Below are 5,215 nucleotides of genomic sequence, written 5' to 3' on the forward strand. Positions count from 1 at the left end.
TTTATATCAAATCCGTTTAATTTGGTATACAAAAATATTCCATCTTCACCCAGAGCGGAAAGAATTCTGAGTTCTCTTCCCTTCTGAATTCTGGATTCTGAATTCTGGATTCTGAATTCTGGATTCTGATTCACTATATTAATTACACCGATGCTACCGGATTTGATATTATTCAGCAAACCCTAATTAGGGCTTGCTGAAAAAGTCTTTTTTAAGGAGTAGGGGAGCGGGGGAGTAGGGGAGTAGGGGAGTAATTTTTTTTAGCTCAACTTTTGCCTAAAATTATAAATTTTTGAACATTTTGATCTGAAAACCAGGTACTTTCTCACTACCCAAAAAGGCTAAAACCAATATCAGTAAAGACATTTAGGTTTAATCAGCAAGCCCTAATTAATAGAATAGTTCCTGCTTGCGCAATGGTAAAAAGGAAAAAAATTTTTGGTACGGGAGCAAGATGCTCCCACTGTAGTATCTAATAACAAAAATAATTACAATGCACCACTAATAAAATTAATCGATCAACCTACCTACTTTTTTGTTGACTGAGCTTTCTTATTTTGGACTTTTGCAATCTCTTGATTCAAAATTTCCAGTGCTTTTGCATATTGAGGATCGTCAAGAGTACCTATTTTATCCCGACTTTTCCGCAAAGCCTCTTTTTGTTCATCTGTCAGAGAAATTTCTATATCTGGCTTAATTCCCTCATGGTTAATATCCCGACCGCTGGGAGTGAAATATTTAGCGATCGTCACTGCTAACCCTGCACCTTTACCAACACCACGCACGGACTGCACCAACCCTTTACCAAATGTCTTAGTACCTACTAATGTCGCCCGTTCATTATCTTGTAGGGCACCAGAAAGAATCTCACTTGCACTTGCTGAACCCCCATCCACCATAATTACTAATGGCTTATCTGTTAAAGACCTATTAATAGCCTTCTGGCGATCGGTTATACCACTACGGTTCACAGTAGAAACAATATCTCCACGTTCGAGCCACATTCGAGCAATTTCTACGCTAGCATAAAGTAAGCCACCAGGGTTAGAACGTAAATCTAGAATATAACCCGATACATTCTTAGCTTCTAACTCATCTATTGCCTCCCGCATTTCACCAGCAGCATTAGCACTAAACTGATTTAACCGAATATAACCAACTTTACCCAGAGAACTTTCTTTCTGAGAAAATTTCACAGGATGAATTTCTATTTTGGCTCTGACAATAGGAAACTCTATTTCCCGACCTTCTCGTTTAATAGTTAGAGTAACTTGAGAACCGATAGGGCCACGGATTAGACTTACAGCCTGATTTATATCCATTCCCTCAGTACTTTGACCATCTATTTTGCTAATAATATCTTTAGCTTGAACTCCTGCTTTAAAAGCTGGAGTATCTTCTATTGGTGAAATTACTACTAATTTTTTTGTATCTTGGTCTTGGGTTAGTTGAATACCTACACCTGTGAGTTCTCCAGAAGTGTCAATTTGCATATTTTTGAACTCTTCCGGGTCCATGAAGCGAGTATAAGGATCTCCTAGCTTTTCTAGCATTTCCCTAATTGCATCGTAAGCTTCTTCATCAGTTGTATAAGTTTGATCGAGATACTCAGTGCGAGTAGCTTTCCAATCTACTTGATTGAAAGTACCATCAACATAAGTTTTATCAATAATTTGCCAAACTTGGTCGATTAATTCTTTAGGGTCATTATTATTTAATGATGCTTGAGAGGAAAGATGAATACCAGCGCCTATGACAGTAACGCCTGTTAACATTAATGCTGTTGCACCAAGAATTAGTCCACGTTTTGCTATAACCATTTGTTTGTTGAATTAATTTAAACAATAATTACTACATCACTACTATGCCTAATTTAGCATAAGTAATATAATGCTTGGAGTTAGGTTGTTTTATATGTAAAAATCAAGAAAAGAAAAGGGAATAAGTTCAATTAATTATTAATTATTAATTATTAACAATTACTTCTCCTTGAAAAAGAAGAGAATTGACACTTAAGGAAAATTTTTTCTTTTCTCGTGGTTGATTGGATATGGCGAGGAGACCTAGCCATCCCATCCTACAGAAAGCCGATCTAACGACTGCTTTTCTCCTTTAAAGGATAGGGTTTAAGCCTTAATTAAGGCTGGCTGATTAAATATAAAAGCATTGACTGATATTGGTTTCAGTCTTTTTTTGCCTAAAAAAGTGCGAGCTTTTCGGCCTAAAAAGCCCATGCATGCTAGTATTTCGGGACGATTATGGCAGAAAAATCAAGGTACTATTCTTCTGACTACTTCTTCTATAATTCCTATTTCTCCTGTTTGCGTAGCATGACAAACGGAAATTCTGGCTCCTACCCTTACTAAAAAACTTTATTCAGCAAACCCTAATTATTCAGTAAATATTCATCAATAAATTTAGTTTTTAAAGCCAATACTATATTTTTTTTATGGTGTATGACGAGAAAAAAATATTCTTATCTAACTTTAGTAGCTTGGTGAAAACTCAGCACTAATACCTTATTAACAGATATCAAATTATAAAAATTTATAGCAGTCGAAGCAAAGGTTAGGATGTATCAAAAGCTGAAAATTTAGAGAAGGCCAGATTATTCCTTCTTCTTTATTGTTTATTTCCCTAGTGCCACTAAACGGAAGTTAAAAGTTATGCATTTAAAAGTCAATCATTTTTGATTTGTAATTGTTTTAGGATTTTGTAAAAGGTCAGTTATTTCCACCATCCTGCACTAGCATTAGTAAAAGTGCGATCGATAATTTTTTTTGTTTACTCTCCTTAATATAAATTTAGTTTTAACCATTTTTTGGGGGTATATAAAGTTATAATTTACCTCTAAAGTTCTTGAATGTTATTTTTAACTATCTCTACTAAAAAATAACATTAGGATCACTCTCATCTATTAATTACAGCAGTTTTCGGATTGATAAGGTACAAATTTTATGCTTTTAGGGTACAGCAGTGCTATTTCACGTCGGCGACAGACCTATTTGGTAAAGCACTCAGAGTTAGGGAACAAGGAATAAATAAAAATTATAGATTTGTCTTAAACTGTACCTCACTATACTTAAAGTTTGCTGTACAATTTTTTCTAGTTAAGAAAAGAGTAGATGTATTTCCAACATTCCAGCTAAAACATTGATATTTTATCTGTATCCAAATTAACTAATTTAGATTTCTATTAGATTCCTCATAGCTAACAAATAGAAAAGCTCCATCTAATTAATTGTTAATTTAAAAAGCGTTTCAGTCTGGGATGCTCTGCTTTTTCCTACGAAAACACTGTTTGCGGAGCATTCCGGTACGGAAAAAGTTGATAGTTAGTAAATGAAGGAGTGTATTTTTAATTACACTCCTAATTAAATGTTAATTATAAACTAGGGTTCAACCCAACGCCCATCAGTTTTAATTAAATTAATTAATTCTTCAACACCTTGAGACTCAGGGACTTTTTTAATTTCTTCCCGTCCACGGTATAAAGAAATATACCCTGTTTGCTTACCTACATAACCGTAATCTGCATCTGCCATTTCTCCTGGGCCATTTACAATACAACCCATAACAGCAATGTCTAATCCTGTTAAATGTTTTGTTGCCTCCCGCACTTGATGCAGAACATCTTCCAAATTAAATAAAGTTCGGCCACAGGAGGGACAGGCCACATACTCTACCATTGTCTTCCGCAGACCCAAAGCTTGGAGAATTCCGTAACAAACTGGAATTTCTTTTTCGGGTGCTTCAGTTAAAGATACACGAATTGTATCCCCTATTCCGTCTGCCAAAAGTGTACCGATACCAGCAGTAGACTTAATCCGACCATATTCTCCATCACCTGCTTCAGTTACACCCAAATGAAGAGGATAGGCCATACCTAGTTCATCCATCCGTTTTACCATTAATCGGTAAGCAGCAAGCATGACTGGTACCCGCGATGCCTTCAGGGAAATTACCAAATTGTAGTAATCTAAGGATTCACAAATTTTGAGAAATTCCAGGGCAGACTCTACCATGCCTTCTGGGGTATCTCCATAAGTAAACAGCATTCTTTCTGCTAGGGAGCCATGGTTAACTCCAATTCGCATGGCTTTATCTTGGTCTCGCAAAGAAATTACTAAGGGTTCAAGGGTTTGGCGAATTTTTTCACCTATTTCCTCAAATTCTGCGCCGGTATATTCGTTTCTGCCAGATTGAGGTTTCTCGAATACATATAAGCCTGGATTAATTCTTACTTTATCAACGTGCTTGGCAACTTCTAGAGCAATTTTCATACCATTATGGTGAACGTCAGCTACCAGTGGCACGGCTTTGTAAGTCTCGGTTAATTTCTGTCTAATCTCTGCTAAGGATTTGGCATGGGCCATACTGGGAACGGTAACGCGGACTATTTCACATCCAATTTCGTGTAAACGACGAATGGCAGCTACTGAACCGTCAATGTCAAGGGTGTCTTCATTGATCATTGACTGTACTACGACTGGATGGCCACCACCGATAGTTACATCACCTACTTTGACTGGACGAGTTTTTCGTCTATGAATAGTTGTGTCAAAGGCGGGTTGATTTGCCGGAGTTTTGGTTGGGTTTGGCAAGGTTTGCATAATGTACTTTTATACTTCTGTAGAGAAAAGTTGAGTAATATATTTTGTCCTATATTTTAGATTGCCATATAATTTGTCAATCTTATTAGTCAAGAGTCTAAAATTAAAAGTCATTTGAAAGCTTGGAGAAAGCAAGTGGCAAATATGAAAAATGTTAGTTTAAATTTTTTATTTAACTCTAATATTAATGCTGATGATGCTCAAAAAGCAGAAATATTTATTAAGATATATTTTGTTTTTTTATCTAAGTTTTAAGTTTTAACTTCTTTAACTATTTTTCATAAACTAATTTGTTTGAGTAAAATGTCTTTTAAAAGTTTAATTTTTAAATTTTAAACATCAAAATCATTTATGGTTGTTAGCAAAAAAATGATATTACAGGAATAGGTTATTTGCATCAAGAATGGCAACACACAATACCAAAATATGAATATTTTTGGTTGATTTTTTTATCAGAAAAATAGAATTCTCCAAAAATCAAAAATAAAATCAATTCTTATTGATAATTTATAAGTTAATTCTCCCTATTCCCTCTTTTATTGAGATTTATAATAGACATCTCCAAAAATCAAAAATAAAATCAATTCTTATCCATAAATTAT

The 5,215-nt window shown here is 34.9% G+C and carries 2 protein-coding genes; both read right to left on the reverse strand.

Annotated elements, in window-relative coordinates:
* Positions 1 to 527: 527 nt before the first annotated feature.
* Positions 528 to 1,820: a carboxyl-terminal processing protease CtpC gene (ctpC, locus tag AC3DU7_RS24420; RefSeq protein WP_488041893.1), complete on the reverse strand. Its 1,293-nt coding sequence runs from the start codon at positions 1,818 to 1,820 to the stop codon at positions 528 to 530.
* A 1,572-nt stretch (positions 1,821 to 3,392) separates the two neighbouring features.
* Positions 3,393 to 4,613 (reverse strand): (E)-4-hydroxy-3-methylbut-2-enyl-diphosphate synthase, encoded by a 1,221-nt coding sequence (gene ispG / locus AC3DU7_RS24425; protein ID WP_488041894.1) that lies wholly within the window; start codon positions 4,611 to 4,613, stop codon positions 3,393 to 3,395.
* Between the last annotated feature and the right edge of the window lie 602 nt (positions 4,614 to 5,215).

It is taken from the genome of Okeania sp. (assembly GCF_983059655.1).